23 protein-coding genes, 2 pseudogenes and 1 riboswitch are annotated in these 26,303 nt (G+C 64.9%); of the genes and pseudogenes, 14 read left to right on the top strand and 11 right to left on the bottom strand.

What is annotated here, in order from left to right:
* Positions 1–20: 20 nt before the first annotated feature.
* A complete protein-coding gene (locus O7A05_RS26960) occupies positions 21–923 on the bottom strand; it encodes an SDR family oxidoreductase (protein WP_337096047.1) in 903 nt (300 codons plus the stop codon).
* Between the two features lie 99 nt (positions 924–1,022).
* On the opposite strand from O7A05_RS26960, the gene O7A05_RS26955 reads away from it, so the two are divergent.
* A complete protein-coding gene (locus O7A05_RS26955) occupies positions 1,023–1,859 on the top strand; it encodes a helix-turn-helix transcriptional regulator (RefSeq protein ID WP_337096045.1) in 837 nt (278 codons plus the stop codon).
* Positions 1,860–1,977: 118 nt separating this feature from the next.
* Here O7A05_RS26955 and O7A05_RS26950 read toward each other — a convergent pair whose 3' ends face one another.
* On the bottom strand, positions 1,978–2,931 hold the full coding sequence (locus O7A05_RS26950; RefSeq protein WP_337096044.1) for a LysR family transcriptional regulator: 954 nt from the start codon (positions 2,929–2,931) through the stop codon (positions 1,978–1,980).
* A gap of 85 nt (positions 2,932–3,016) precedes the next feature.
* On the opposite strand from O7A05_RS26950, the gene O7A05_RS26945 reads away from it, so the two are divergent.
* Together O7A05_RS26945 and O7A05_RS26940 are read left to right on the top strand one after the other, a co-directional pair.
* Positions 3,017–3,844: a class I SAM-dependent methyltransferase gene (locus O7A05_RS26945; protein WP_337096043.1), complete on the top strand. Its 828-nt coding sequence runs from the start codon at positions 3,017–3,019 to the stop codon at positions 3,842–3,844.
* Between the two features lie 95 nt (positions 3,845–3,939).
* Positions 3,940–4,443: a hypothetical protein gene (locus O7A05_RS26940; protein ID WP_337096041.1), complete on the top strand. Its 504-nt coding sequence runs from the start codon at positions 3,940–3,942 to the stop codon at positions 4,441–4,443.
* Here O7A05_RS26940 and O7A05_RS26935 read toward each other — a convergent pair.
* Complete coding sequence (locus O7A05_RS26935; protein WP_337096040.1) at positions 4,440–4,979, bottom strand: Lrp/AsnC family transcriptional regulator; 540 nt, start codon at positions 4,977–4,979, stop codon at positions 4,440–4,442. The two genes, O7A05_RS26940 and O7A05_RS26935, sit on opposite strands and share 4 nt — an antisense overlap.
* Before the next feature lie 48 nt (positions 4,980–5,027).
* On the opposite strand from O7A05_RS26935, the gene O7A05_RS26930 reads away from it, so the two are divergent.
* Positions 5,028–6,212 (top strand): MFS transporter, encoded by a 1,185-nt coding sequence (locus O7A05_RS26930; protein ID WP_337096039.1) that lies wholly within the window; start codon positions 5,028–5,030, stop codon positions 6,210–6,212.
* A gap of 94 nt (positions 6,213–6,306) precedes the next feature.
* A complete protein-coding gene (locus O7A05_RS26925) occupies positions 6,307–6,732 on the top strand; it encodes a GNAT family N-acetyltransferase (protein WP_337096037.1) in 426 nt (141 codons plus the stop codon).
* On the opposite strand, the gene O7A05_RS26920 is transcribed toward O7A05_RS26925, so the two are convergent.
* Positions 6,733–7,848 carry an anhydro-N-acetylmuramic acid kinase gene (locus O7A05_RS26920; RefSeq protein ID WP_337096036.1) on the bottom strand — a complete coding sequence of 372 codons (1,116 nt, stop codon included), beginning with the start codon at positions 7,846–7,848 and terminating at the stop codon, positions 6,733–6,735. It lies immediately after the preceding gene.
* Positions 7,849–8,075: 227 nt separating this feature from the next.
* On the opposite strand from O7A05_RS26920, the gene O7A05_RS26915 reads away from it, so the two are divergent.
* The 6 genes from O7A05_RS26915 (at position 8,076) to O7A05_RS26890 (ending at position 13,856) form a co-directional block, all read left to right on the top strand.
* The gene (locus O7A05_RS26915; protein WP_337096035.1) at positions 8,076–8,765 is read left to right on the top strand and encodes an SDR family NAD(P)-dependent oxidoreductase; all 690 of its coding nucleotides are present in this window, start codon (positions 8,076–8,078) and stop codon (positions 8,763–8,765) included.
* 382 nt (positions 8,766–9,147) lie between these two features.
* Positions 9,148–9,990, top strand: a complete 843-nt coding sequence (locus tag O7A05_RS26910) for a MetQ/NlpA family ABC transporter substrate-binding protein (protein ID WP_337096033.1) — start codon at positions 9,148–9,150, stop codon at positions 9,988–9,990.
* A 93-nt stretch (positions 9,991–10,083) separates the two neighbouring features.
* Positions 10,084–11,166 (top strand): methionine ABC transporter ATP-binding protein, encoded by a 1,083-nt coding sequence (locus tag O7A05_RS26905; protein WP_337096031.1) that lies wholly within the window; start codon positions 10,084–10,086, stop codon positions 11,164–11,166.
* Positions 11,147–11,803 (top strand): methionine ABC transporter permease, encoded by a 657-nt coding sequence (locus O7A05_RS26900; RefSeq protein WP_040998199.1) that lies wholly within the window; start codon positions 11,147–11,149, stop codon positions 11,801–11,803. Before O7A05_RS26905 ends, O7A05_RS26900 begins: the two co-directional genes overlap by 20 nt.
* 217 nt (positions 11,804–12,020) lie before the next feature.
* Complete coding sequence (locus tag O7A05_RS26895; protein ID WP_337096029.1) at positions 12,021–13,040, top strand: isopenicillin N synthase family dioxygenase; 1,020 nt, start codon at positions 12,021–12,023, stop codon at positions 13,038–13,040.
* Positions 13,041–13,502: 462 nt separating this feature from the next.
* Positions 13,503–13,856, top strand: coding sequence for a hypothetical protein (locus O7A05_RS26890; protein ID WP_337096028.1), 354 nt, complete (start codon positions 13,503–13,505; stop codon positions 13,854–13,856).
* Between the two features lie 130 nt (positions 13,857–13,986).
* Here the strand turns inward: O7A05_RS26890 and O7A05_RS26885 are convergent, their stop codons facing one another.
* Complete coding sequence (locus tag O7A05_RS26885; RefSeq protein ID WP_337096026.1) at positions 13,987–14,889, bottom strand: LysR family transcriptional regulator; 903 nt, start codon at positions 14,887–14,889, stop codon at positions 13,987–13,989.
* 102 nt (positions 14,890–14,991) lie between these two features.
* Between O7A05_RS26885 and O7A05_RS26880 the strand changes: the two are divergent.
* Positions 14,992–15,977, top strand: a pseudogene (locus tag O7A05_RS26880) (zinc-dependent alcohol dehydrogenase family protein).
* A gap of 99 nt (positions 15,978–16,076) precedes the next feature.
* A complete protein-coding gene (locus tag O7A05_RS26875; RefSeq protein WP_337096024.1) occupies positions 16,077–17,033 on the top strand; it encodes a dihydrodipicolinate synthase family protein in 957 nt (318 codons plus the stop codon).
* Between the two features lie 63 nt (positions 17,034–17,096).
* Here the strand turns inward: O7A05_RS26875 and O7A05_RS26870 are convergent, their stop codons facing one another.
* Both O7A05_RS26870 and O7A05_RS26865 read right to left on the bottom strand, forming a co-directional pair.
* The gene (locus O7A05_RS26870) at positions 17,097–17,453 is read right to left on the bottom strand and encodes a helix-turn-helix transcriptional regulator (RefSeq protein ID WP_337096103.1); all 357 of its coding nucleotides are present in this window, start codon (positions 17,451–17,453) and stop codon (positions 17,097–17,099) included.
* 81 nt (positions 17,454–17,534) lie between these two features.
* Positions 17,535–17,935, bottom strand: a pseudogene (locus O7A05_RS26865) (AraC family transcriptional regulator); the annotation flags it as partial.
* Between the two features lie 206 nt (positions 17,936–18,141).
* On the opposite strand from O7A05_RS26865, the gene O7A05_RS26860 reads away from it, so the two are divergent.
* Positions 18,142–18,867, top strand: a complete 726-nt coding sequence (locus O7A05_RS26860; protein ID WP_337096102.1) for an SDR family oxidoreductase — start codon at positions 18,142–18,144, stop codon at positions 18,865–18,867.
* 215 nt (positions 18,868–19,082) lie between these two features.
* Here O7A05_RS26860 and O7A05_RS26855 read toward each other — a convergent pair whose 3' ends face one another.
* From O7A05_RS26855 to O7A05_RS26840, 4 genes are all read right to left on the bottom strand, one after another.
* A complete protein-coding gene (locus O7A05_RS26855; RefSeq protein ID WP_337096022.1) occupies positions 19,083–22,487 on the bottom strand; it encodes an acyl-[ACP]--phospholipid O-acyltransferase in 3,405 nt (1,134 codons plus the stop codon).
* 624 nt (positions 22,488–23,111) lie between these two features.
* Complete coding sequence (locus tag O7A05_RS26850) at positions 23,112–23,837, bottom strand: MgtC/SapB family protein (RefSeq protein ID WP_337096021.1); 726 nt, start codon at positions 23,835–23,837, stop codon at positions 23,112–23,114.
* Positions 23,838–24,064: 227 nt separating this feature from the next.
* Positions 24,065–25,129, bottom strand: a complete 1,065-nt coding sequence (gene fba / locus O7A05_RS26845; RefSeq protein WP_337096020.1) for a class II fructose-bisphosphate aldolase — start codon at positions 25,127–25,129, stop codon at positions 24,065–24,067.
* Positions 25,130–25,288: 159 nt separating this feature from the next.
* Positions 25,289–25,756 (bottom strand): 6,7-dimethyl-8-ribityllumazine synthase, encoded by a 468-nt coding sequence (locus O7A05_RS26840; RefSeq protein WP_337096018.1) that lies wholly within the window; start codon positions 25,754–25,756, stop codon positions 25,289–25,291.
* An 80-nt stretch (positions 25,757–25,836) separates the two neighbouring features.
* A riboswitch (FMN riboswitch) is annotated at positions 25,837–25,983 on the bottom strand.
* Between the last annotated feature and the right edge of the window lie 320 nt (positions 25,984–26,303).

The raw sequence follows: 26,303 nt of genomic DNA, 5'->3' as shown, positions 1-26,303 counted from the left end.
TGAACCGCTGGAGGACTGGGCTAGGCCGCGGCGGCTTGCGAATAGTCCATCCGCTGGAGGTCGGCGATGAGGCCGGGTCCGGTCGGCTGCCAGCCGAGATGCGCGCGCGTCCATTCGCTCGACGCCGGCATGTCGAGGCCGGCGAACATGGCAAGCCATCCGAAATGGTCCGCAGCCTCTTCCTGCGAGAGCGAGACCACCGGCACGTTGAGACCGGCGCCGATCACTTCCGCGATCTCCCGCACCGGGATGCCTTCCTCGGCGACAGCGTTGTAGCGCACGCCGGCTTCCTGCTTGTCCAGCGCCAGACGGTAGAGCTTCGCGACGTCCAGCAAATGCGCCGCCGACCACCGGTTGCGGCCCTCGCCAAGATAGGCCGACACGCCCTTGGCGCGCGTCTGCGCGATCAGCGGTGTGATCAGGCCCTGTTTCACCGTGTCATGCACCTGCGGCAACCGCACCACCGACACCTTGACGCCCTTCTCGGCCATCGCCGCGCCGGTAAGCTCCGACAGGATGCGCGGATTGGGATGGTCGGTGTTGAACACGTCTTCTCTCGCCGGCTGTCCGTGTTCGGCGGAGCCCATGCCCACACCCGATGTAATGATGAGGAGCCGGTCCGAGCCGACGAGCGCCCCGCCCAGCGCTTCGATGACGCGTTTGTCCTTCTCGCAATTCGCGACGAAGTTCGAGAAATTGTGGTCGAAGGCGGTGTGGATCACCGCATCCGACTTCGCCGCGCCGTCTCGCAGGCTGTCGAGGTCTTCGAGGTCGCCGCGATGCGGCTCGGCGCCGGCGGCGACAAGCGACCGAGCGCCGGCTTCGGAGCGGGTCAGGCCGAGCACCTGATGCCCGGCTGCAAGAAGTTCGGGCACGATCCTGGAACCGATGAAGCCGGTCGCGCCGGTAAGGAATACACGCATGGGAAGGTCTCCTGTGGTTGTTCGGAGGCCTTATTTGCGCTATAAATCATTCTGTTAAAGTAGTGACTTTATCATGGTATAATGGCCAACAGGATCCCGATGGCGCTCGAAACGACCAACAAGCTTGGCACTTTCTTGCGAGATCGCCGCATGCGCCTCGATCCCGCCGCCTTCGGCTTCGCCACGGGGCGCCGGCGCACACAAGGTTTGCGCCGCGAGGAGGTGGCGCAGCGCGCCAATATCAGCCCGACCTGGTATACCTGGCTGGAGCAGGGGAGGGGCGGCGCGCCGTCCGCCGACGTGCTCAACCGCATCGCGACCGGGCTGATGCTGACCGAACCCGAACGCGAGCATCTGTTCATGCTGGGTCTCGGGCGGCCTCCGGAAGTTCGCTACAAAAGCGTGGACAGCGTGACGCCGCGCCTGCAGCGCGTCCTCGATGCCTTGGACCCCAGTCCGGCGATCATCAAGACCGCGACATGGGATGTCGTGGCGTGGAACCGTGCCGCGGCGGCAATGCTGACCGATTATTCCAAGCTGCCGCGCGAGCAACGCAACATCCTGCGCTTGATGTTCGGCAACCCGCGCGTGCGCCATGCGCAGGACGACTGGCAGAGTGTCGCGCGTTTCGTGGTCGGCTCCTTCAGGGCCGACGCCGTTCGCGCCGGCGCCGGCGCGGAGGTCACGGAACTCGTCGAGGAGCTTTCCAGGACTAGTCCGGAATTCGCGGCACTGTGGCGCGACAACGACGTCGTTGCGGCGCATGGCGAAGGCGTGAAGCGTCTGCGGCATCCCGAAATCGGGCTGATCGAGCTGGAGTTCTCGGTCTTCGCGGTCGACGGCCGCCCGGAGCTCGGCATGATCGTCTACAATCCGGTCACGCCGGCCGATGCGGAACGTATTCGATCACTGATCGCATCTCGCGCCGCAGAATGATGGCCGCCATGCGCGGTGTTCCGCCAAGGTGCGGCGAAGCGGAAAACAGGTCACAAAGGCGCGCTCTGTTCGAGCGGCTTATTGCCTGGCTCAACCGCCTTCACGGGCCTTCGAAGCGTCAGCTTTGCCGCCGCCTGCCCGATCGCTTCCGGGCAGCGTCGGCGCCGCCCGGCTGCCTGATATGGTCGATGAAAGCGCACAGCTTGGGCAGCACCTGGTGCCTTTCCGGATAATAGAGGAAAACGCCTGGCGTGGTCACCACGAAGCGACCGAGCAGCGCCTGCAGACGCCCGTCGGCGATCGGCGCTTCGGCAATCGGGCCCGGCACCTGCGCCAGCCCGACACCCTGGATTGCCGCGCCGAGCAGCGACGGATAGTCGTGCGCGATGAGCGGTCCCGACACGATTGCCTCGACGGCCTTGTTGCCGTCGACAAAAGACCAGGGCGCGACCGAACCATTCGAGCGGCGCAGGCGCAGGCAGGCATGGTCGCGCAGGTCCTCGATGCGCTCGGGCGCCACGCGCCGGCGCAAGTAATCCGGACTGCCGACCACCACCATCGGAAAGGACGGCGTCAGGCGAACCGCGACCATGTCGGGCGCGATCAGATCGCCCATGCGGATGCCGGCGTCGAACCCTTCGGCGGCGAGATCGGCGAGTTCGCCGCTGGCGACGATCTCCAGCTCGATCTCGGGATAGACCTGGCAGAAGGAGGCGACCATCGGCTCCAGCAGCATCGGCACCACGGCCGGCGGTACCGAAAGGCGCAACAGCCCCGCCGGCCGCTGGCCCATGCCGCGCGCGATCTCGCTCGCGGCGATCAGTTCCTCGAAGGCGGGCCGTGCGCGCGCGAAAAAGCGCTCGCCGGCTTCGGTAAGGCCGACGCTGCGCGTCGTGCGGATGAACAGCGCGGCGCCGATGCGCGCCTCGAGCGTCCGTATCGCCTGGCTGATCGCTGACGGGGTGACGGCGAGCTCGGCCGCCGCCTTGCGGAAATTGCGATGCCTTGCGACGCTCAAGAATGCTTCGACGCCGTCGAGCGCGCCGTGCCTGACTGTGAAGTTCTGCTTCATGACCCATCGACATTATCGTGGATAGTGGTTCGCGGAAAGCGGCCTTATTTCTTCCATGACTTTGGAAGCCTGAAGGGAAATGGCGATGACCGATGAACTCGATCGCGTGCGCGATCACTATCGCGCGACCGGCTTGACCGATCGATTGAAGACCGCACTGGCGGTGTTTGGGCCTGAGCAACAGCGGCTGAAGCCCGAGCAGCTGGCGACCCTCGACCAGTTCCATACCCGCGGGCTGGCCGCGACGGCGGAGCTCGCCACTCTGGCCGCCATCACCGCCGACATGTACGTGCTCGACGTCGGATCTGGCGTCGGCGGGCCGGCGCGGTTTCTTGCCGAAACCTATGGCTGCGCGGTGACCGGAGTCGACCTAAGCGAACCCTTCGTCGAGGCCGCGCGTTACCTGACCACACGCACCGGCCAAGACGACAAAGTGTCGTTCGAAACCGGCAGCGCGCTGGCACTGCCTTTCGAAGACAGCCGTTTCGATGCCGCGCTCTTGCAGCATGTGGCGATGAACATCGCCGACCGGCCGCTGCTCTACCGCGAGATCAGGCGCGTTCTGAAGCCGGGTGGAAAATTCGCGACATTCGACGTCGTGCTGAATGGTGGCGGTCCGCTCTATCCGGTGCCCTGGGCGAAGACGCCGGGCGAAAGCTTCCTGCTGACGGCGGAGGCGACCTGCGAGGCGATCGAAGCCGCCGGCTTCGGCGCGCTCGTCCGCCGTGATGACACGGTTGCCGCCAAGGCCTGGTTCGCCGAGCTCCGTGCCTCCGGCCCGCCGCCTTCGCTCAATCTCGGGGTGGTCATGGGCCAGGGTTTCGCCGAATTCGCCACCAATCTCGGGCGCAATCTCATGGAGGGGCGGCTGGGCATTCTGACGGCCGTGTTCGAAGCCGTTCCGGTCAATTGAGCAATTCCAGGAAAAGCGTTCGGCGGTTAGGCTCGGCGGCTTCGCCGTAGTCTTCCGTCCGGAATTGCGAAAAACCAACACAGAAGGAGGCGACGGTGTCACCTGCGATGATCTTCAACATCCATCTTGCGCTCGGCTATGTGCCGTGGCTGCTTTGCTTCGTCGCCTATATCTGGCCAAGGCTGAGGTCGATGGAGCCGATAGAGGCGCAGCGCGCCATCGCCACGCTGCACAGCTTCCGCTTCTTCGGCCTCGTCTTCCTCATCCCGGGCGTCGTCGGCCCCGACCTTGCTCCTGACTTCGCAAGCTTCGCCGCCTATGGCGACTTCGCCACTGGCCTGCTCGCCAAGCTGGCGCTGGTCGCGGTGGCGAGGCCCGCGATCTTCTGGCCGTTGGTCGTCGCCTTCAACCTCGCGGGCGTGGTGGACCTTGTCGGCGACTACTATCTCGGCACCGTGCTCGACCTTCCTGGCCATGCCGGACAGTTGGGCGCGACCTATGCGATCCCGATCCTCTACGTGCCGCTGCTTATGATCACGCATGTCGCGGCGTTCTATCTGCTGGCGCGTTCCAGGCGCCACCAGATCGCGGCGACTTAATAAACCGGCGTCGCCATATGCTTCGGCGCCGGCCATTCGTTCGTGATCTCGGGCTGCACTGGCCGCTCGAGATAGGTCGACAGCACCACATAGCTGCGCGTTGAGGTCACGCCGGGCGTGTCGTAGAGACGGGCCAGCAGGCCCTCCAGCGCGCGCGTATCCTCGGTGCGCACCTTGAGCAGCATGCAAGTGTCGCCGGCGACCGTGTGGATCTCCTCGACCTCCGGATATTTGGAGACCGCCATCAGCTCCGGCGTCTTGCCCCAGCCTCTGGTGTCGATATGCACGAAGGCGAGCAGCGGCTTCTTCACCGCCCTCGGATCGATGATCGCCGATGTGGCGCGGATGGCGCCGCTGCGCTTCAGCCGCTTGACCCGCTCATGCGCCGCCGGCGGCGACAGGCCGACGCGTTCGCCGAGCTCGGCATAGCTGATGGTCGCGTCCTCGACGAGGACGCCTAATATATTTCGGTCGATAGGGTCGACCTCGCGGGCCGGATGCTTGTTCCGCTGAATGTCATCTGTTTCTGTGTCCATATGGAAATTCTCCATTGCTGCGGAATTTAATTCGGCCATTATGGTGATATGTCGAACAGCAATCAATCAGCAATTATAACCGAAGCGCCCCGCGCGCCAATCCCGGCCACCGCCTATCTGCTGACCGGCTGCATTGCCGTCATCGGCTCCAATTCCCTGGTTCTGGGACCGATCGCGCCCGCCGTCGCGGCGTCGTTCGGCGCCAGCGTGCCGGCGGTGATGACGGCGGCCGCCGCCTTCGGCCTCGGCACGTCGGCCAGCGCGCTCTTCCTTGCCCGCTACATCGACCGGATCGGCGCGCGCCGCATGCTGCAGGGCGCATTGCTGCTGCTGGCCGTCGCGCTGGTCGCCAGCGCCTTGGCGCCGACGGTGACGATGCTGGTGGCCGCCCAGCTGGTTGCCGGCATCGCCGCCGGCATCGCCATGCCGGCGATCTATGCCAGCTCGGCCGCGATCGCGCCGCCCGGCCGCGAAAGCGGCACCATCGGGGTCGTACTGACCGGCTGGACGCTTTCCATGGTCGCCGGCGTCTCGCTGTCGGCCGTGATTGCCGATCTTATCCACTGGCGCGCCGTCTTCGCCGCCGTTGCGCTGCTCGCAGGAGCTGCCGTTGCCGGCTTGGCGATGAGTTCACTGCACGACACCGGGAAAAGCGGCCCCGCGCCGTCGCCACTCGGCGCGCTCGCCGTTCCCGGCATCCTGCCGCTACTCATTGCCTGCGGCGCCTTCATGACCGCCTTCTATGGCGTCTACGGCTATCTCGGCGATCATCTCCACCAAGCCCTCGGCGAGCCGGTCAGCGCCAACGGCCTGGCGGCGGTCGCCTATGGCCTCGGTTTCGGCGCGGCCGCCTTGCTCGACGGCGTCATCGACCGGCTCGGCGCCCGCCGCGTCATGCCCTTCGCCTATCTGCTCGTCGCCGCCGTCTATGTCGCGATCGCTCTGGCAAGCGGCGGCTTCGGCCTGCTGATCGCGACGATCGCCGTCTGGGGCCTCGCCAACCATTTCGGGCTGAACGTGCTGGTCATGCGCCTCACCGCGCTCGACCCGGCGCGGCGCGGCACCATCATGGGCCTGAACAGCGCGGTCACCTATCTCGCCGTCACCGTCGGCACGGCAGGCTTCGGCCCGCTCTACACGAACCTCGGTTTCGCCAACTGCGCCTTGATCGCCGCGGGATTGATGCTGGTGGCGGCGGGCGCAGCGGCGTGGCGGTCAGTCGGTCCTCGGTAACAGGCCTGCCTTACTCTTCGCTTGCGGCCGGAAACCGTTTCGCGCTTTCCCTGGAATTGCTCTAAGGCTGGCTCGCGAACCGGAGTCGCAGCCGATGAAGACGACACTCGAGATCACCGCCGAGCCCTCCCCGCAGGACCTCGCTTTCCTGAGCGGAAGCCTCACCGCTTTCAACGATGCCGATGTCGGAGCGTCAGGCCGAAAGTCACTCGCGGTTTTCGTGCGCGGGGAAACCGACGCCCTCGTCGCCGGCATTTCCGGCTACACCGCCTGGGGCTGGCTCTATGTGCAGTGGCTGTGGGTCGACGAAAAACTGCGCGGAAAAGGCATTGCCGCGAACATGCTCGATGCCGCCGAACGGGAAGCGATCGCACGTGGCTGCCACGGCGCCTGGATCGACACCTTCAATCCGATCGCCGAAAAGGTCTATCGGCGCCAGGGCTACAAACCGTTCGGCGAGCTGCCTGACTTCCCCATCGGCCGCAGTCGCATCTTCCTGCAGAAGAAGCTGCCGTCCTGATCAGCCAGCGAGCTTTCCGCCGCGCATCGGCGCGGGCGCGCCGGTGGTGCTTGGAAAGCTGATCGGCAGGCCGCGCAGCACGCGCACGGCGAGGAAAGCAAAACATTCCGCCTCCACCGCGTCGCCCTTCCATCCCAGCGCCTCGGCCTGCACCACTTCGACGCCGGCGCGGCTTTCGAGCATTGCCATCATCGTCGGATTGTGGCGGCCGCCGCCGCTGACCGCGAGCCGCTTCGGGCGACGCGGCAACAGGTCGAGCGCCTTGCCGACGGCCGAGACGGTGAAGGCCGTCAGCGTCGCCGCGCCATCCCCCGCGCCAAGCCCCTCGGCCATCGCCGCGGCAAAGTCGAAGCGGTCGAGCGATTTCGGGTAGGGCTTCGTCAGGTACGGATGCCGCAGGAGCCTGGCGAGCCGTTCCTCGTCGACCTTGCCGGCGGCAGCCAGCCTGCCGTCGCGGTCCATCTCGCCGAGGCCCTTCGCCCTGATGAAATCGTTCACCGGCGCGTTCGCCGGACCGGTGTCGAAGGCGACGATATTGTCCTTGCCATCCCACCAGGTGATGTTGCCGACGCCGCCAAGATTGAGGACGGCGGTGTCGCCGCTCGGATCGGCTTCCTTCAGCAGCGCTGCATGATAGGCGGCGGCCAGAGGCGCTCCTTGCCCGCCGGCCGCGACATCGGCCGAGCGGAAATCATAGGCGACCTTGGTGCCGAGCAGCGAGGCCATCAGCTCGCCATCGCCCAGCTGGCGCGTGCGGCCGATGCGTCCCGGCTGCGGAGCGCGATGCAGCACCGTCTGACCGTGGAAGCCGACGATGCCGATATCGGCCATGCTCATCCCCTGGCTCTCGACCAGATCCTTGACCGCCGCCGACTGCGCGCGCGTCAGCGCCTCCTCGGCTTCGCGGAAGATCTCCGGCTCCGGTCCCTCGAAATTCCAGGCGCGCGCCTGGCGCAGTGTTTCCTCGAGCAAGCTGCGGATCGACTGCGGGTAGGGGGCCAGCGTGTAGGTGCCGGTGTCGGCGATGCGCTCGCCGTCGGTCTTGATCAGCGCCACGTCGATATTGCCGTCGAGCACCGTGCCGGTCATCAGGCCGACGGCCCAGATTGGTTCCATGGTCGTTCCTCGAATCGGCCTTCATTCACGTGTCGGACGGATCGGCCCAGCAGGCAAGTGTCTCGCTACACCCGAGCAGGCCTGCGCATAGACCGACGGCTTTTTGCATCGAATGGTGAAAACGGAGCAACGCCGTTCTTGCCTCTCGGCGAAGAAGGCGCGAGGCTGCGAACAAAGACCATCGGCCGGGCGACTGCCCGGATGGATTATCGCAAGGAGGAAACGCCATGGCAGCCAATGTTGCAGTGATCGCGGGCGCCGGCTCCGGGTTAAGCGCCTCGCTGGCGCGGCTCCTCGCCAAGGAGGGTTTCCGTATCGTTCTTGCCGCCCGCAACGTCGACAAACTGGCGGCGCTGGTGAAGGAAACCGGCGCGCAGGCCGTCGAAACAGACGTATCGGACGCGGCCTCCGTGGAGCGGCTCTTCGAGGCGGTCGACAAGACCGGTCCGCTCGAAATTGCCGTCTTCAACGCCAGCGGCCGCACGCGCGGGCCGATCGCCGAGCTCGACGCGCAAGCGGTCAAGCAAGCCCTGCTCGTCGGCGCCTATGGCGGCTTCCTTGTCGGCCAGCAGGCGGCGCGCCGGCTTCTTGCACGGGGTTCCGGCTCGATCCTGTTCACCGGCGCCAGCGCAAGCCTGAAAGGGTTCTCCGGTTCCGCAGGTTTCGCCATGCCGAAATTCGGCCTGCGCGGGCTGGCGCAATCGATGGCACGCGAGCTCGGTCCGAAGAACATCCACGTCGCGCATTTCATCATCGACGGCCAGATCGAGCCGGCCGGGCAGGCCGACGACGCGGACCGTCCGGATCGTCGCCTCTCGCCCGATGCAATCGCCGAGACCTATCTCGTAGTCCATCGCCAGCATCGCAGCGCCTGGAGCTTCGAGGTCGAGCTGAGGCCTTGGGTCGAGACGTTCTAATGGTGTTACTGGGCGAGTCGGAACAGTAACACGACACCGCTGGCGCCGCTGACGGCCGCGGTCTCGACGCTCAACGCGCTCGGCGTTGCCTGCATCGCCATGCCCTGCAACACCGCTGACCATTGGTACGAAAAGCTGGCGGCGAACTCGCGCCGAGATCGTCCTTATCCGGCGCGCTTCATAGGCGCTGCCCGCGTTTGCCATATCGAACATCCGCTCGCCGGGTGTGCTCTAAGTCATCAAATCTTTGAGAGAATATTTCCCGCGCTCCGCTTCAGAGGAAATGCGCTTCGTTGCCCGATGAGGCAGCATTGATGATCCTGAGAACAAGGCTTCGCATTCCGCCGGGCCGAACTGATTTCAGGATTGCAAGGAACGCATCATGTCCGACGCTTCAAATTCTCTCGCTACGTCAATCACCAGGCGCGCCGGACTTGGCGTGCTTCTCGCCACGACATTGGCCGTTATCGGCCTCACTGCACCGTCGCCGTCCTTCGCCGAGGACAAGAAGTCGATCAAGGTCGGTATCATCAGCGGCGAGGATGAGGATGTCTGGCGCGTCGTCACCGCCGAGGCGGCCAAGAAGGGGCTGACGATCGAGACCGTCGTTTTCAACGACTACACCCAGCCCAACGAGGCGCTGGAGCGCGGCGAGATCGACGCCAACGCTTTCCAGCACAAGCCCTATCTCGACAACCAGATCAAGACGCAAGGCTACCACATCGTGCCGGTCGGCTATACCGGCGTCTGGCCGATCGGGCTTTACTCGAAGAAGCATGCCAAGGTCGCCGACCTGCCGGAAGGCGCGGTGATCGGCCTGCCGAACGACCCGTCCAACGAAGGTCGCGCGCTGCATGTCCTGGAACATGAAGGCCTGATCAAGCTCAAGGACGGCACCGGCATCCTGGCGACGACCGCCGACATTGCCGACAACCCGAAGAAGCTCGAGATCAAGGAACTCGACGGCGGCATCGTCGGCCGCTCGGTGGACGATCTCGACGCCGCCGTCGTCAACACCGACTGGGCGCTGAAGAGCGGCCTCGGCCCGGAAAACCGCATCGCGCAGGAGCCGGCGGCAGACAATCCCTATCGCAACTTCATCGCTGTCAAAGCGGGCAGCGAGAACGAGCCCTGGGTGAAGACGCTGGTCGCCTCCTACCAGAACGAGACCGTCAAGGCCGAGTTCGACAAGGTCTACAAGGGCACCGGGATCAGCGCCTATTGATCGGGGCCTGGCTGGCAACAACGGGCGGTCCGCTGCTAAGCGGGCCGCCGCCGCGTTTGCGCGGCACAGAAACGCACATAGAAATGAACCAGCATGTCACTGCCGAACCGCGCCGACCCGATCCACATCCAGCCGACCGGGCGGGAAGACGTTGTCCGCCTCGTCGGCCTGAAGCGCCGCTTCGGCGCGACGGCGGCGCTGGACGGCGTCTCGCTCACTGTGCGGAAGGGCGAGATCCTCGGCATCATCGGCCGCAGCGGCGCCGGCAAGTCGACGCTGATCCGCTGCCTGAACGGGTTGGAGCGGGCCAATTCCGGCGAGGTCTTCATCGAGGGCCGCGAGATCGGCCGTCTGAGCGAGCGCGAGCTGCAGCCGCTGCGTCGTCGCATCGGCGTGGTGTTCCAGCACTTCAACCTGCTGTCTGCCAAGACAGTCGAGGAGAATGTCGCGCTGCCGCTCAAGATCGAAGGCCGCCCGCGCGCCGAGCGCTTGGCGCGCGCGGCGGAACTGCTGCAGCTCGTCGGTCTGTCGGAGAAAGCCAGGGCCTATCCGGCGTCGCTGTCGGGCGGACAGAAGCAGCGTGTCGGCATCGCCAGGGCGCTTGCAGCCCGACCGGCATTGCTCTTGTCGGACGAGGCGACTTCGGCGCTCGATCCGGAGACGACGCGCTCGATCCTGACGCTGCTTAAGGACATCAATTCCAGGCTCGGTCTCACAATCCTGCTCATCACCCACGAGATGGAGGTGATCCGCTCGATCGCCGACCGCGTGGCGGTGATCGATGCCGGCCGGATCGTCGAGGAGGGGACCGTCTGGCAGGTCTTCGCCAATCCGAAATCGGAGATCACCCGCAGCCTGATCGGCAGCATCCGGCCGCAATTGCCGTCCGAGATCGCGAGCCGGCTGGTTCCGGGCGAAGGCGCGGAAACGATTCTCCGGATCGATGTCGCCGGCGAGGCAGCGCGCGGTGCTTTGCTTTCCGATCTTGCCGCGGCGGTGCCAGGCCAATTCCGCCTGGTGCAGGGCGGCGTCGATCATGTCCAAGGCCAGCCCGTCGGCACCCTGTTCCTGGCCGTTGCCGGCGCTGGAGCCGCGCATCTTGCGCAAGTGACGACATTCCTGAAGGACCGCGGCGCGCGGGTGGAGGTGCTTGGCCATGTCGCCGGTCCTGTTTGAACTCCTGCTTCGCTCGATCTGGGAGACGGTGCTGATGACCGGCGCGTCCGGTCTCATCTCGCTGGTCTTCGGCCTGCCGCTCGGCCTTGCCCTGGTCGCCACCGATCGCGGCGGCATCGCCGAAAGCCTTTGGGTCAACCGTAGTCTCGGCGCCGTCATCAACGGCTTCCGGTCGGTTCCTTTCATCATCCTGCTGGTGGCGTTGATCCCGGTGACGCGCCTGATCGTCGGCACCTCGATCGGCACCTGGGCTGCCATCGTGCCATTGTCGATCGCCGCCACACCCTACTACGCCCGGATCGCCGAAGTGTCGCTGCGCGAGGTCGATCACGGCCTGATCGAGGCGGCGCGCGCCATGGGCGGCAACCGCTGGACGATCATCCGCGAGGTGCTGGTGCCGGAGGCGCTGCCGGGCATCGTCGCCGGCTTCACGGTAACGCTCGTGACGCTGGTCGGCGCTTCGGCCATGGCCGGCGCCATCGGTGCCGGCGGTCTCGGCGACCTCGCCATCCGCTATGGTTATCAGCGCTTCGAGACCAGCGTGATGGTCGCCGTGGTCGTCGTGCTCATTGTGCTCGTCTGCGGCATCCAGTGGATCGGCGACCGCCTTGTCGCTCGGCTGGACCATCGCGGATAGAGCGCGGACACGGGATGGCGGCGCGAACGCAATTTGCCGCAAAACCGGGAATTGAGCGCCGGCTTGCTTCGTTTGCAGCGAGATTGGGTGGCGCGTTTCTTCACCCGCAATGGCGCACATGTCATCGTGACGCGGTCGGTACAGCAATCCCAGGAAAGGTGCGCAGCGGTTTTCCGTCCCGGATTGCAAAAGACTTACCGCCAAGAGGAGCCTGTGCATGGCAAGGATAATTCCGGTGCTCGATCTCGACCGCCTGGAGCAGGGCGCATCGGAACTGCGGACATTCTTGTTCGATCTGCGCACCGCCGCCCGCGATGTCGGTTTCTTCTATCTGAGCGGCCACGGCATCACCCAGCCGGAGATCGATGCGGTGCTGGGCGCCGCGCGCCGCTTCTTCGCCTTGCCGGAGACCGACAAGCTCGACATCGAAATGGTGAAGTCGCCGCAGTTTCGCGGCTATACGCGCGCCGGCGGCGAGCTGACCAGGGGCAAGGCCGACTGGCGCGAGCAGCTCGACATCGGCGTCGAACGCGCTACCATTCCGCAAGGGCCGGGCGTGCCGGTCTGGACGCGGCTGCAGGGCCCGAACCAGTGGCCGGCCGCGCTCCCCGATCTGAAGCCCGCGCTGCTTGCCTGGCAGGCCAAGGCGACCGATGTGGCGATCCGGCTGCTCAAGGCTTTCGCGCTCTCGCTCGACCAGCCGGAGGACGCTTTCGATCCGATCTACAGAAGTGAGCCCAACCACCGCATGAAGATCGTGCGCTATCCCGGCCGCAATGCCACCGGCGACGACCAGGGCGTCGGCGCGCATAAGGATGGCGGCTTCCTCACGCTTCTGCTGCAGGACGAGAACAAGGGCCTGCAGGTCGAATATGACGGCAGCTGGGTCGATGTCGACCCGATCCCGCGAACGCTCGTCATCAACATCGGCGAGCTGCTTGAACTCGCCTCGAACGGCTATCTCAGAGCCACCGTGCATCGCGTCGTCACGCCGCCGGCCGGCGTCGAACGGATTTCGGTGCCGTTCTTCTTCAGCGCCCGGCTTGACGCCACCATCCCGCTGCTCGATCTGCCCGAGGAACTGGCGGCCGAGGCGCGCGGCCCGGCCAGCGACCCCGACAATCCGCTCTTCCGCAATGTCGGGACCAACGTACTGAAAAGCCGGCTGAGGTCGCATCCCGACGTGGCGCGGCGTCACTATGCCGATCTTCTGGAAAAAGCATCGGTCGCCGACTGACGATTCCTGATGATTGAGCGAGATTTTTTCGCGATTGCGCTCTTTTTTGGAATTCCGTTCGTGGAAAATACGCCGTTCAGGCCCCAAATAAGGGGCATCGCTCGGTGTTTTCCTCCCATTGCGCCGGGCGGTGTTCCCCTCTGAAGGTTATGACCTTCATACTTTGGCCGGGCCGCTTTCGCGCCCGGCCTTTTTCTTTCTGCGTCGGGAATCCGCCGATCAGACCGGCGAGGCGCTCGGTCTGCATTTGGATGTCGACCTCTTCACCAGCTGCGGTCCCGATCGGCCGCCGCCTGCTCGAATACTTCGCGCTCGAACCTCAAGCGCATTTTCCTCGCTATCCATCCTGACATGAATGCGCGAACCGTTGTGTTACGGTGCTGATGATGTTCACGGCATCCGCTCGGGCCTGCCGTGAGATGAAGAGGAGAGTTCACCACGTCCAGGATCAGCCGTCGCGCCTTGCTCTTTCATTCCGGCTGCGCTGTCGTCGCCTCGACCGTCGCAGCGAACGGTCACGGCACAAAGGCGCTGAGGCGCAACAGGCAACCATCCGAGGACCTGGTCGCCCTGATTGAGGCGCACAAGACAACCTACGCAGCGTTCGGCAAGGTCGTCCACAAAAGGGGCAGCCATAGCCGTGACCACATCGAGGCCGGCCGAACGGAGGAGAGGGCGCTACTGGCCATCTGCGCCTATCGGGCGGTCAAGGAAGGCGACTGCTTGGCCAAGGCCCGATATCTTTTGGAGGTCGAGGCGCGCGGCGAGCTCGATCTGCCAGAACACATGCAGGCTCTTCTGCGCTCTACAGTGTGAAAGGTATGAGACTTCCCGCCGCATAGACCGTCGAACCCGCCGCAATGCTGATCATCATGCTGGCGATGCTGTTCCTGCTGAAGGTGCTGACGCGGTTCGGTGTGATGCAGCGACTGAAATCGGCGTGGACTTAGCTCATCATCTTCGGCAATCCCGCCGCCAGCGCGTCGACGGCCAGCCGCACTTTCAGCGGCAGGTGCGGCGTCTGCAGCCAGAGCGCATGGCAGTCATAGGGATAGTCCCGTTGCTCAGGCAGCAGGCGGACCAGTGTGCCGTCCTCGATGCGATCACGCACCAGCCAGTATGGCAGCCAAGCCAGCCCCATGCCGTCGGTTGCCGCATAGGCGATGGCGTCGAGGTCGTCGAGCCGCAGCCGGCCGGCCGGGATGATCTCCGCGACCGAATCCTCGTCGCGCGGAAACAGCCATGGCTGCAGCGCCTGGCCGAGCCGCCGGTAGATGATCGCCTGATGGCTGGCGATGTCTTCGGGCTGAAGCGGTCGGCCGAAGCTTTCGATGTAGGACGGCGAAGCGCACACGATCATACGCTGGCGCGCGACGCGGCGCGCGATGACGCCAGCCCTGTCATCCAGCGTGCCGGTGCGGATCGCCAGGTCGAAACCGTCCTCGACGAGATCGGCGAAACGATCGCTGAGCGACAGGTCCAATTCCAGCGTCGGATAACGCCGGGCAAACGCGAGCAGAATCGGCGTGACGCAGTGGCGGCCGAAATGCGCCGGCATCGTCACGCGCAGCTTGCCGCGCGGCTCGGATAATTGGTCGGCCGCCAGCGCGTCGGCGGCTTGCGCTTCGGCCAGCACGATCCGGCAGCGCTCGTAATAGGCGCGCCCGAAATCGGTCAAACTCTGCCGGCGCGTGGTGCGGTTGATGAGGCGCACGCCGAGCCGCTCTTCCAGGAAGCGGACATGCTTGCCGACCATTGGCCCCGACAGGTCGAGCGCCGCCGCGGCGGCCGCGAACGAGCCGAGATCGACAGCCTTGACGAACACGTCCATGCTTTCGAGGCGATCCATATTCAAAACCATTAGTTTCGACTGTTCTGCCTGCGCGCCCCTTTATCAGTTCTCGATACCTCTGAATAGTCCATTCCATCGGTTTGGTTTGGAGTTATAGGCATGGCAAGGGTTGTTCGCTTTCACAGTCACGGCGGTCCAGAGGTGCTTCGCATCGAGGATATGGAGGTTCCGCCGCCAGGCCCCGGCGAGGTACGGATCGGCGTCAGGGCGCTGGGCTTGAACCGCGCCGAAGCCTCGATGCGCAAAGGCTCTATATCGAGACGCCGACGCTGCCGTCGGGCCTCGGCCTCGAAGCGGCGGGGGCGGTCGAGGCGGTGGGAGCCGGCGTGGAAGTCTTCGCACTGGGCGATGCGGTCAGCATCATCCCGCCGCGCTCGATGGCGCGCTGGCCGGCCTATGGCGAGCTCGTGAATTTCCCGGCCGAGCTGGTGGTGAAACATCCGCCCTCGCTTTCGTTCGAGGCCGCCGCCGCAACATGGATGCAATATCTCACCGCCTATGGCGCGTTGATCGACATCGCCCGTCTCGGCCGCGGCGAGCCTGTCGTCATCACCGCGGCCTCGAGCAGCGTCGGGCTTGCCGCCATCCAAATCGCCAAAATGATCGGCGCCGTGCCGATCGCCGTCACGAGGACACCGGCCAAGAGCAGTGCCCTGCTCGATGCCGGCGCCGCTTATGTCTTGACCTCGCATGAGGAGGATCTCGAGACACGGCTAAGGGAGATCGCGCCGCAAGGCGTGCGCGTGGTTTTCGACCCGGTCGGCGGTCCTATCTTCACGCCGCTGACGGCGGCGATGGCGCGCGGCGGCATTCTCATCGAATATGGCGTCCTCAGTCCCGAGCCGACGCCGTTCCCGCTGTTCGAGGTCCTGGCGAAGACGTTGACGCTGCGCGGCTACCTCGTCCACGAGATCACCGGCGATCCCGCCCGGCTTGAAGCCGCCAAGGCCTTCATCCTCGATGGCCTCGCCTCAGGCGCGCTGAAGCCGATCATCGCGAGGACGTTTCCGTTCGAGCAGATCGCCGCGGCGCACCGTTTTCTGGAAGCAGGGGAACAGTTCGGCAAGATCGTGGTGACCGTTTGAGGCTCGCTTCGGCCGGAAAAGCGACTATCCGCTTGGCAAGCGGTGCTGCGCCGGGCCAAACTGGTCATTCCGCATGCCTGCCTCAAGGAGACTTCGAAAATGCCCGCCAATGTTTTTTCCGGCTGCATGCCGGCGCTGATGACGCCTTGCACCGATGACCGACTTCCCGACTTCGACGCGCTGGTGCGCAAGGGGCGCGAGCTGATCGCCGCCGGCATGTCGGCCGTCGTCTATTGCGGCTCCATGGGCGACTGGCCGCTGCTGACCGACGCGCAGCGCATGGAAGGCGTCGAGCGCCTGGTGAAAGCCGGCGTCCCGGTGATCGTCGGCACCGGGGCGGTCAACACCGCCAGCGCGGTGGCGCACGCCGCCCATGCGCAAAAGGTCGGCGCGCGGGGCCTGATGGTGATCCCGCGCGTTCTCTCGCGCGGGCCGTCGGTGGCGGCGCAGCGCCATCATTTCAAGGCAATCCTTGCCGCCGCGCCCGACCTGCCGGCCGTCATCTACAACAGTCCCTATTACGGCTTTGCCACGCGCGCCGACCTTTTCTTCGCGCTGCGCGCTGAGCATCCGAACCTGGTCGGCTTCAAGGAATTCGGCGGCCCGGCGGATTTGCGCTATGCGGCGGAAAACATCACCAGCCGGGACGACGTTGCGCTGATGATCGGCGTCGATACCGCCGTCTTCCACGGCTTCGTCAATTGCGGCGCTTCCGGCGCCATCACCGGCATCGGCAATGTCCTGCCCAAGGAAGTGCTGCATCTCGTGGGCCTCAGCCAGGCGGCGGCCAAGGGCGATGCCGAAGCGCGCCGGCTGGCGCAGGAATTGGACGCGGCGTTGGCCGTGCTGTCCTCTTTCGACGAGGGTCCGGACCTCGTGCTCTATTTCAAGCACATGATGGTGCTGAAGGGTAACCCCGAATACAGGCTGCACTTCAATGAGACGGATGCGCTGAGCGACAGCCAGCGTGGCTATGCCGAGCAGCAGCTCAAGCTGTTCGACACCTGGTATGCGCAGTGGTCGAGGCAGCCCGTCATGGCAAGATACGCGGCCTGAGCCGGCGATCGCGCTGACGAAATCTTCGGCGGTGCAAGCTGCACCGCCGCTCAGCCAAAGTGCCTAATAGGCCGCGGCGGAGTCCGGCATAGCCTGGAGCCGCTCGATGTCCTGACGGGGCGGGGCGCCGAACAGGCGCCGATATTCGCGGCTGAACTGCGACGGGCTGTCATAGCCGACCGCGTACCCTGCGTTGCCCGCGTTCGCTCCATCAGCAAGCATCAGCCTTCGCGCTTCCTGCAAGCGCAGCCGCTTCTGGTACTCCAGCGGAGTCATGCGCGTAATCGCCTTGAAATGGGCGTGAAGCGACGATGCGCTCATGCCTGACGCCGCGGCGATCTCGTCGATTCGCAACTGCCCTTGAAAACCTTTGCGGATCGCTGCGATGGCGCGGCTGACCTGGTTCAGATGGCTGTCCACGGACGCCATCTGGCTAAGCAGGCCGCCATGCGGGCCGGTGAGCAAGCGATAGAGGATCTCGCGCTCGATCAGCGGCGCCAGAACACGGATGCTTTCGGGCGATCGAGCAGCCGGACCAGCCTGCAGGCGGCATCTATCAACTCGGGATCGCCCGGATAGACGGCGAGCACCGGCAAGTCCGGCCTGGGCAGGGTTCGCCCGTCCGCCGCAAGCAGGTCCACCAGCGCGGCGGAATCGAGGTCGATCTTGCAGCAGAGATAGGGCACGGCGGGGCTCGCCTCCAGCACATGGCCGACCAGCGGCAGGTCGACCGAGACGAGAAGATAGCTCGACGCATCATAGGTGACGCTCTGGTTCGCCAGCCAAACACGCTTCGATCCCTGGGCGATTATGCAAAGCGAGGCTTCATAGACCGCCGGCACAGGCGCGCTCGGTTGATTGCAGCGAATGAGCGTCAGCCGTGCCACCGCGGTGCCGGACATGCCTGAGTCCGGGGCATGCCGCGCAATCAGCCTGGCCAGTTCGGTTATTTTTTCCATGCCGCATAAATCCGCATGGCGCGAAATGTTGCAAGGCGTGTCTGCTTCATTTGGAGGATCGTGCAAACTCTCTGGACGATCGCACTACCGGTCTTCGCCTGTGCGGCGCCATTTTCCATCCCGTCACCGCAAGCCAAAAAGGAACGATCATGACGGGACTGAAAGACAAAATTGTACTTATCACCGGCGCATCGAGCGGCATCGGCGAAGCGACGGTGCGGGAGCTTGCCGCGGCCGGCGCCAGACTGTTCATTGGGGCCCGACGCGCCGAGCGTCTGAAGGCGCTGGCCGAGGAAATCGGTGAACGCGTCGCCTGGCGCGAGCTCGACGTGACGGATGCCGAGAGCTTCGACGCTTTCGCTGATGCCGCTCATGCCCGATTCGGGCGGATCGATGCGCTGGTCAACAATGCCGGCGTCATGCCGCTGTCGCCGCTTGCCGCCCTGAAACGCGATGAGTGGGCGCGCATGATAAACGTCAACATCTTCGGCGTGCTGAACGGGATCGCTGCGGTGCTGCCGCGCTTCGTCGCGCAGAAAAACGGGCACGTCGTCAACGTGGCGTCCGTCGGCGCGCATCTCGTACTGCCCACCGCGGCGGTCTATTGTGGCACGAAATATGCGGTGTGGGCGATCACCGAAGGCCTGCGGCAGGAGCACGACGACATCCGCGCCACGATCATCTCCCCCGGCGTGACCGCGACCGAGTTGGGCGACGACATCAGCGACCCCCAAGTGGCAGCTGCTTTGAAAGAGTGGCGGCAAAAGTCGCTGACGCCGGACGCCATCGCGCGCGCGATCCGCTTCGCGCTCGAACAGCCCGACGGTGTCGACGTCAACGGAGTGATTGTGCGCCCGACCGCGGCCAACATGTAGAGGCTTATCCTGCTGGTCGGCTTGCGGGCGAGGAGCTCCCTGCATGCCACGCAGGAGCGCGTGCAAGCTGTCGGTAGGGATCAGTTCGCCCTCAGTGCACCACCGTGCGCACCCGCTCCCGTAGCTCCTTGGCGCGACCTCATACTTGCTTTTGAACAGCAGGGATTGGCAATGAACAGGCCGGAGTTTGTTGCCGGCCTGTTCGCACGCGCGGGTCAGGCGGCCTTGACCTTCAGTTCTTCGTCGCCGCGCACCATCCTGGTCACGCCGGCGAAGTCGAGCTTGCCGGAACCGAGCACCGGCACTTTCGCCACGACGCGCACTTCGGCCGGCACCATCAGCTCCATGGCGCCGTTCGCCTTGGCAAAGGCCAGGAAATCGGCGCGGGTGGCGTTGGGCGCTTCCGTGATCAGGATCAGCTTCTCGCCCTTGCGCGCGTCCGGCATCGTGGCCACGGCCGATAGCGAGCCTTTCCAGAGTTCGCCGGCCAGCGCCTCGACCGCCGCCAGCGATACCATCTCGCCGCCGATCTTGGCGAAGCGCTTGGCGCGGCCGCGGATCGAGATGAAGCCCGCGTCGTCGACTGTCACGACGTCGCCGGTGTCGTGCCAGCCGTCCTTCAGCGGCTCGATCACGCCCGGATTCTCGGTGCGCAGATAGCCGGCCATGACGTTCGGGCCGCGCACGAAGAGCCGCCCGCCTTCGTCGACGCCGGGCACCGGCTCGAGGCGGTATTCCATGCCAGGCATGATTTTACCGACGCTGCCCGACTTGTTGTACATCGGCGTGTTGATGGCGATCACCGGCGCGGTTTCGGTCACGCCATAGCCTTCCAGGATGCGCAAGCCGAACTTCTCCATGTAAGTCGTGCGCGTGGCGGCCTTGACCGGTTCCGCGCCGGCGAAGCAGTAGCGCACCGAACGGAAGTCGTAAGGGTGGGCCGTGCGGGCATAGCCCGACAGGAACGTGTCGGTGCCGAAGATGATCGTGGCGTTCGACGCATAGATCAGTTCCGGCACGATGCGGTAGTGCAGCGGCGAGGGGTAGAAATAGACCGGCACCCCGGAGATCAGCGGCAGCACCGTGCCCGCCGTCATGCCGAAGGAGTGGAAGATCGGCAGCACGTTGAACACCTTGTCGCCCGAGTGGAAGTCGATGCGCGAGGCGGCCTGGGCGGCATTGGCCAGGATGTTGCGGTGGGTGAGCACCACGCCCTTGGGCGTTCCTTCTGAGCCGGAGGTGAACAGGATCGCTGCCGGATCGTCCGCCTTGCGCGCCACCCGCGGCGTCGTCTTGCGCAACAGGCCGAGCAGCTTGTCCTTGAGTCCGATCGTGGCCCGCAGATCGTCGAGCCAGAGGATGTCGACCGAGCGGCCGATCTCCTCCACCACCGGCCCGAGCTTTGCCTGTTCGACAAAGGCGCGGGAGGTGAGCACGGTGCGCACCTCGGCCGCCTTGCAGGCCGACAGGATGTTCGCGGCACCGGCGGTGAAGTTGATCATCGCGGGGACCTTGCCGGCCGACATCACGCCGAGAAGTGCCGCGCAGGCACCATTGGCGTTGGGCAGCATGATCCCCAGCGTCTGGTGGCCGGCATAGAGATGCTCGAACTTCTCGCCGAGCACCGCGGCGGCGGTCAGCAGCTTGCCGTAGCTCAGCGAACCCGTGACCGGATCCTGAACGGCGAGCTCCTTCATGCCGCGCTCGTTGGCGGTCTCGATGATCTTCTCCAGTACGGTCTTGTCGATGTCCTGGGTGCGGAAGACGAGGTCCGACATCACCTGGTAGAGCGCGGAGCCCGCCGCGGCGCGGCGCTGGCGGCCCTTCAGTTCCTGCGCGACTTCGAGCTTCACCGGTTCCAGGATGGTCACCTTGACCTTCGGGAACAGGCGATGGCGCACATGCTGCGAGGTCAGCCGCGAGAAGTAGCTCTTCTCCAGCCCCTCGATGCGCACCGGCACCACCATCGAGCCGGTCTTGTCGGCAACCATGGCGGCGCCGTCATAGACCTTCATCAGGCCGCCGGTGACGGTGATGCGTCCCTCCGGGAAGATCACGAGCGGATCGCCGCCCTGCACGACCTTGATCAGCGTGCGGGTCGACATCGGCTTCGCCGGATTGAGCGGCAAAGCGCGAGCAAGCTTCATGAACGGCTTCATCCACCAGGCCTGGGCAATCGTGTAGTCGATGGCGAAGACCGGCTCCTCGTCAGTCAGCGTCAGCGCCAGCGGGCCGTCGAGGAAGCTGACATGGTTGAGCGCCAGGATCGGCGCCTTGCCGGCCGCCTTGAGGTTTTCGATGCCCTCGACCTCCAGCCGCAGGAAGGCGCGGAAGAGGATGGAGACGAAGTCCCGGAACGGGTTGGTTGGCAGGAATTTCAGCATCAGCCAGGCGGCGATCGCGTTGGCGACCACGAGGCCGAACAGGATGCCCGCGATCGAGACGCCCGCAGCCTGGATCGCGGCGACGAGGATGCAGCCGACCGTCATGAAGCCGGCATTGACGATGCTGACCGCGGCAACGACGCGGGCCCGGCGCGCCTCCGGCGACCAGGCCTGCACGGCGGCGAAGGTCGGCACCACCAGGAAGGCGGCGGCGATGGCCATGCCGGCGAGGTCGATGGCGACACGGATGGTGTTGGGCCCGGCGAAGAAGGCGGCAAGCGTCTCGGCCTTGGGCGAGGGCTGCATGCTGCCGATGGTCCAGGCAAGATGCAGGCCGAACAGCGCCAGCAGCGCGGTGCCGACCGGCGCCGGCAGCAGCACCATGCGCCCTTGCGACATCCAGGCGGCGATGGCCGAGCCGATGGCGATCGAGACGGCGAACACGGCGAGATAGGCGGTGACGGCGATTTCGTTGCCGCCGAGCGAATCCTTGATCAGCGTCGGCAGGATCGACAGCACGATCGCGCCGACCAGCCAGAACCAGGAGGTCATCAGGCCGGCGCGCCAGATGCGCCTGTCGGTGCGCAAATCCGCGACCTGCCGCCAGGTCGAGCGGAAGATGTTCTTGTCGATGGCAAGGTTGGGCGCGGCCGAACCGGTGGCGGGGATGTAACGGCTGACGAACCAGCAGCCGACCGCCAGCGCCATCATGATCGGTCCGAACACCGCGACCCCGATGCCGTCGGCGGAGACGACGCCGCCGGCGATGGTGCCGCCGAGGATCGCTGCGAAGGTGGCCGACTCGATCCAGGCATTGGCCTTGGGCAGTTCCTTGCGCTCGAGATGATCGGGCAGGATGCCGTATTTGATCGGCCCGAACAGCGCCGAGATGATGCCGAACATCAAGAGTGCCGTCATCAGCACCGGGATCGACGACAGCGCGATACCGACGACGGCGACGGCGGCCGCGGCGATCTCGGTGAACTTCAGCCGCCGCGCGATCAGCGCCTTGTCGAAGCGGTCGGCGATCTCGCCGCCAAGCGCCGATAGCAGCAGGAAGGGCGCCATGAAGACAGCGCCCGCCAGCGTCACCAGCGACGCGGCTTGGTCCTTGGCAAGCGTGAAGAGAATGAGGAACACCAGCGTGTTCTTCAGGAAATTGTCGTTGAAGGCCGAGAGGAATTGCGTCCAGAAGAGAGGCGCGAAGCGCCGCGACATCATCAGATGGGTGTTCATGGCAATTTCCATTGGGCAAGTCCGGCTGGCAATCCGATTGGACTGGGCGGACATTTGCGCGGTTTGAGCCTTGTTTATCGGAAAGCCGTTAAGCTTCGTTACTGCGATTCAATCCAATCCATTTATTTCTTGTTCTTGGTGCCTGGAATCTGTCGCCCATGATCGGCTTCCAGGCCTTCCAGGCACTCGACTGTTTGCGGGCTTGGCTGTCGGCGAGCATCGATATGATCCTTTCGTTTCAGGGTGAGTGTGGCTCGGCACAGGCGTGTTTCAGGTTGGATACATTTCTTGAACATCGTTCAAGGATGCACCATAGCATATCGTGAACGCCGTTCAAGGAAAAAATGAACGACGTTCACGTTGCCCGAAGCGTGGTTAATAAGCGAAGAGGCAGGTATGGAAGGGCAGGGCTTGTCTTCCGCGTTCTGGGGCAATCGCTTGGGGCGTTCCCCTTTCCGTCTCGGATTCGCCGGGGGAACCTTCTCATGGGGCGGGGAACCGCCGAGGACATCGCATCCTGCTGTCTGTCCTTGCCTCCGACAAGTGTCGTTCGTCACCGGGGCGGTGCTGGTCGGGGATCGTGGCCGCCGCGCACCGGTGCGGAAACAGGGCAGTGTGAACCCCTCAGAACGACCTCTCGCCGGTCATATCGAACCGCTCGACCGTGCAATGCTCGCCGACCACGCCCAGCACGTCGGTCGAGGGCTGGTCCGCTTCCGGCTGCTTCCATCGGATTTGGAAGGAAAACACGAAACGGTTGCCGCCGGCGTCATGCTCCATGCTGACAAGGCGAGCCTCGTAGCCGAGCGTCCGTATCATGCCCTGGAGATCGGGTGGCGAGTTCTTCGGCCATGAGACCGACAGGATCGCCTTGTGGTCGCGTGAAATCTTGAGGTCGACCCACTTCAAGCCCTGAAGCGTCACCAGTGTCAGCACCGTCGCGATCGCGCCGAGGCCGAACTGACCGCCGCCGAAGGCCAGCCCGATCATGGTCATGATCCACATCGTGGCGGCAGTGGTGACGCCGGTGACCAGATCGCCGCGCCGCAGGATGGCGCCGCCGCCGATGAAGCCGACACCGGTGAGCACGCCGAGCGCGAAACGCATTACGTCCATGCGCACGAAAGAGTCCGGCCCTTTGCCGGAAACATCGAGCAGCATGTTGGCCTGGACCATGGCCACACATGCCGCAAGACCGACCAGGATTGTCGTGCGCAGCCCGGCGGAATGGCCGCGCGCTTCGCGGTTCAAGCCGATGAGAAAACCTGCGACCAGTGTCGCCAACAACCGCGCGACGAGGTCCGGCCAAGTCGGATGAAGCGGCATGTCGCAGCAAAGCGGCTCGAACATCGTCGGTCAGGTCGGCCTAAGCCCCTCCGTTGCGTCTGGAACGTTCAACTAGGCTTGGCCGCCGATGGTTCCGTGGCCGCGCAGTTCGATCCCGGGGGGGCGCCTTGCCTGCGGGTGGGCATGGACGGTTGTCAGGGCAGGAACCGATCTGCCGGGATGTGGTTCCGCGAACCCACCGGCTGAAAGTGTTCCCGCGACCGGATTTGGTCGGCCGCGGGAAATTTGGCTCAGCCGAATTTCGGGTCGAGGCTGCCCGACTTGTAGCGCTTGGCCATGTCAGCCAGCGGGATCGGCTTGATCTTCGGCGCGTTGCCGGCGGTGCCGAACTGCTCGAAGCGCTCCTTGCAGAGCTTCTTCATCGCCGCCATCGCCGGCGTCAGATATTTGCGCGGATCGAACTCCGACGGGTTCTCGCTCAGCACTTTGCGGATCGCGCCGGTCAGCGCCATGCGGTTGTCGGTGTCGATGTTGATCTTGCGCACGCCATGCTTGATGCCGCGTTGGATCTCCTCCACAGGCACGCCCCAGGTCGGCTTCATCTGGCCGCCATATTTGTTGATGATCTCCTGCAGCTCTTCGGGTACCGAGGACGAGCCGTGCATGACCAGATGCATGTTGGGCAGGCGGCGGTGGATTTCCTCGATCACGTTCATCGCCAGCACCGCGCCATCCGGCTTGCGCGAGAATTTATAGGCGCCGTGGCTGGTGCCCATGGCGACCGCCAGCGCGTCGACATGCGTGTCGCGCACGAACTGCTCGGCCTGCACCGGGTCGGTCAAAAGCTGGTCGTGGCTGATCGCGCCCTCGACGCCGTGGCCGTCTTCCTGCTCGCCGCCGCCGCTCTCCAGCGAGCCGAGCACGCCGATCTCGCCTTCGACCGAAACGCCGCCCCAATGCGCCATATCGACGACGCGGCGCGTGATGCCGGAATTATAGGCGTAGTCGGCCGGCGACTTGCCGTCCTCCTTCAGTGAGCCGTCCATCATCACCGAAGTGAAGCCGTACTGGATCGCGGTGACGCAAGTCGCTTCGTTGTTGCCATGGTCGAGATGCATGCAGACCGGGATATCGGGATGGATCTGGACCAGCGCGTCGATCAGCTTTGCCAGCACCACGTCATTGGCATAGGCGCGCGCGCCGCGGCTGGCCTGCAGGATGACCGGCGACTTGGTCTCCTCGGCAGCCTCCATGATGGCAAGGCCCTGTTCCATATTGTTCATGTTGAAGGCAGGCACGCCATAGCCATGTTCGGCGGCATGGTCGAGCAATTGTCTCAGTGTGATGCGAGCCAACGAATAGTCTCCCGTATCTGGTTCGAGCCCGTGGTTGAAAAGGCCGCCCGGGCGTCGGGCGGCCCCGTAGCTTCTGGCCGGATTTCGGGCCCACCGCAACCTTTCGGAGCCTTTTCGGCCGCAATTCTTGTTGCAGGGCTGAAATCAGGCGCTTCGGACTTAGGCGGCGATGCGTGCGCGCGCGGCGAGGATTTCGACGCAGGCTTTCGCGGCTTCCTTGCCCTTCACGATGAAATGCTCGTGGAAGAAGCGGTGATGCTCGACGCTGTCATGGTAGTTGTGCGGCGTCAGGACGGCCGACAGCACCGGCACGTCGGTCGCGAGCTGCACATTCATCATCCCATCGATGACGGCGCTCGCCACGAAGTCGTGCCGGTAGATGCCGCCGTTGACGACGAAGGCGGTGCCGAGGATCGCGGCGTAGCGGCCGGTCTCGGCAAGCGTCTTGGCGTGCAGCGGGATCTCATAGGCGCCCGGCACGTCGAAGACCTCGACGACGAAACCGCCGAGCGCGGCAAGCTCCGCCTCGAAGGCCTGCACGCATTGGTCGACGATATCGGCATGCCAGCGCGCCCGGATGACGGCGACACGACGGGCAGTATGGTCTTTGGGGAAATGCTGATTCATGGGTCCTTCCTTCCGTTTCGAACCAGAATCAGGACGCACGACGCAAAAACGCGGCCCGCGCGAGCGGAACCGTCTCCTGCGATCGTTCTCTTCCATCCGGACTGTAACCGTCGGCTCCGGAATCGCACCGGATCTGCTGACCCCTCCGATAGGCTGGAAGGCGCTCGCGGGCTTGAGCTGAGGCTCTTACCGCCGGTGGGGACTTTCACCCCGCCCTGAGAACATTAACGCGGGTTTTATGGGAGAGTAGGGTGGTGCTGTCAATTGGCGACTAGCTAGTCTCCCCCCTTGAGGGGGAGATGCCCGGCAGGGCAAAGGGGGTCGCCGCGCGTGAAGCGCCAGCGTCGTCTCTCGCCGCGCAAAGCGCCGGCGCCTCTCGCTCGGCGACCCCCTCTGTCGCCTTCGGCGACATCTCCCCCACAAGGGCATAGGCGCTAAGATAGGGTATTGCGGCGCGGAATCGGTTGTGATTCTACGCTGGGGATGACACACGAATCGCTTGTTGATGATGGCTGGGCCGAGACAGTTAAGCTTCTCGGCGGCGAAG

The sequence above is a fragment of the Mesorhizobium argentiipisi (SeqCode) genome (assembly GCF_037179585.1).
Classification (GTDB): domain Bacteria; phylum Pseudomonadota; class Alphaproteobacteria; order Rhizobiales; family Rhizobiaceae; genus Mesorhizobium; species Mesorhizobium argentiipisi.
The sequence above is the reverse complement of the archived record's forward strand: the minus strand, read 5'-3'. Positions and strand labels throughout refer to the sequence as shown.

Coding starts and splice junctions, on each gene's coding strand:
- O7A05_RS26960 (WP_337096047.1), bottom strand. CDS start 923: ATGCGTGTATTCCTTACCGGCGCGACCGGCTTCATCGGTTCCAGGATC.
- O7A05_RS26955 (WP_337096045.1), top strand. CDS start 1,023: ATGGCGCTCGAAACGACCAACAAGCTTGGCACTTTCTTGCGAGATCGC.
- O7A05_RS26950 (WP_337096044.1), bottom strand. CDS start 2,931: ATGAAGCAGAACTTCACAGTCAGGCACGGCGCGCTCGACGGCGTCGAA.
- O7A05_RS26945 (WP_337096043.1), top strand. CDS start 3,017: ATGACCGATGAACTCGATCGCGTGCGCGATCACTATCGCGCGACCGGC.
- O7A05_RS26935 (WP_337096040.1), bottom strand. CDS start 4,979: ATGGACACAGAAACAGATGACATTCAGCGGAACAAGCATCCGGCCCGC.
- O7A05_RS26930 (WP_337096039.1), top strand. CDS start 5,028: ATGTCGAACAGCAATCAATCAGCAATTATAACCGAAGCGCCCCGCGCG.
- O7A05_RS26925 (WP_337096037.1), top strand. CDS start 6,307: ATGAAGACGACACTCGAGATCACCGCCGAGCCCTCCCCGCAGGACCTC.
- O7A05_RS26920 (WP_337096036.1), bottom strand. CDS start 7,848: ATGGAACCAATCTGGGCCGTCGGCCTGATGACCGGCACGGTGCTCGAC.
- O7A05_RS26915 (WP_337096035.1), top strand. CDS start 8,076: ATGGCAGCCAATGTTGCAGTGATCGCGGGCGCCGGCTCCGGGTTAAGC.
- O7A05_RS26910 (WP_337096033.1), top strand. CDS start 9,148: ATGTCCGACGCTTCAAATTCTCTCGCTACGTCAATCACCAGGCGCGCC.
- O7A05_RS26905 (WP_337096031.1), top strand. CDS start 10,084: ATGTCACTGCCGAACCGCGCCGACCCGATCCACATCCAGCCGACCGGG.
- O7A05_RS26900 (WP_040998199.1), top strand. CDS start 11,147: ATGTCGCCGGTCCTGTTTGAACTCCTGCTTCGCTCGATCTGGGAGACG.
- O7A05_RS26895 (WP_337096029.1), top strand. CDS start 12,021: ATGGCAAGGATAATTCCGGTGCTCGATCTCGACCGCCTGGAGCAGGGC.
- O7A05_RS26885 (WP_337096026.1), bottom strand. CDS start 14,889: ATGGATCGCCTCGAAAGCATGGACGTGTTCGTCAAGGCTGTCGATCTC.
- O7A05_RS26875 (WP_337096024.1), top strand. CDS start 16,077: ATGCCCGCCAATGTTTTTTCCGGCTGCATGCCGGCGCTGATGACGCCT.
- O7A05_RS26860 (WP_337096102.1), top strand. CDS start 18,142: ATGACGGGACTGAAAGACAAAATTGTACTTATCACCGGCGCATCGAGC.
- O7A05_RS26855 (WP_337096022.1), bottom strand. CDS start 22,487: ATGAACACCCATCTGATGATGTCGCGGCGCTTCGCGCCTCTCTTCTGG.
- O7A05_RS26850 (WP_337096021.1), bottom strand. CDS start 23,837: ATGTTCGAGCCGCTTTGCTGCGACATGCCGCTTCATCCGACTTGGCCG.
- O7A05_RS26840 (WP_337096018.1), bottom strand. CDS start 25,756: ATGAATCAGCATTTCCCCAAAGACCATACTGCCCGTCGTGTCGCCGTC.